This is a genomic window from Oleiphilus sp. HI0067 (assembly GCF_001635735.1).
In genome coordinates this window covers 1-827 of record NZ_LWFI01001524.1, presented here as the reverse complement: position 1 = coordinate 827, position 827 = coordinate 1, and the positions used below count along the sequence as shown (strand labels likewise).

Here is an 827-nt window from a genome sequence, read left to right as displayed (position 1 = left end):
AACTAAAATGGGGCCTTAGAGTTAAAGGCATTGATCTGATGGCAGACATCAGTACTCAAATGGTTTTACAAAAAATCGACGCCCTACTTTGCGCTAAAGGTTAAGCAAGTATGGATTTGTGGATTTGGCTGCTTGCTGCACTGAGCTTATTTGTCGGATGCTGGATTCAGACTGCATTGGGCTTTGGAATGGCTGTGATTGCCGCACCTATTATTGTCATCCTTAACCCTTTATGGGTTCCCGTGGCACTCACCTTATGCGCGCTATTCTTGAGCGTTCTCAACACCTGGAATCAGCGCGAATACATCGAATATCGCGCCTTAGCGCTGCCTTTTATTACAAGAATCCCCGGTACGATATTAGGTGCATGGTTACTACTTCAACTCGATATTTTTGCCCTTCAACTGTTTGTCGCCGGATGCGTTTTTGCGGCGGTAATCATTTCTTACTATGGCAAGCAGTTTGATTACACCCCAAGACGAATGGGGCTTGCAGCATTTATCAGTGGAATAATGGGAACGACGACGTCCATTGGTGGACCGCCTATGGCCTTAGTCATGCAGCACGGAAAGCCTCAAAACATACGCGCAAACCTGTCGATATATTTTGGTTATAGCTGCACAATCAGCATGATTTCCTACGCCTATATCGGCGTATTAAATCAGCAGCTACTAATAGAAAGTCTTAGTTTTTTGCCGGTATGCCTATTAGGTTTCGTACTTGGGGTAAAAGCGAGGCCATACATCGATGACAACAATCGATTCAGACCATTGCTGCTTAGCTTATGCTCGATCGCAGCACTTATCGCTTTTATTGGCGCGTTACTT

General features: G+C 45.1%; 1 protein-coding gene. It reads left to right on the top strand.

The annotated features are described in order from the left end of the window. Positions 1 to 110: 110 nt before the first annotated feature. Positions 111 to 827, top strand: a 717-nt coding sequence (locus tag A3739_RS24835; protein ID WP_068503170.1) for a sulfite exporter TauE/SafE family protein, incomplete at its 3' end; no start/stop codon positions are given.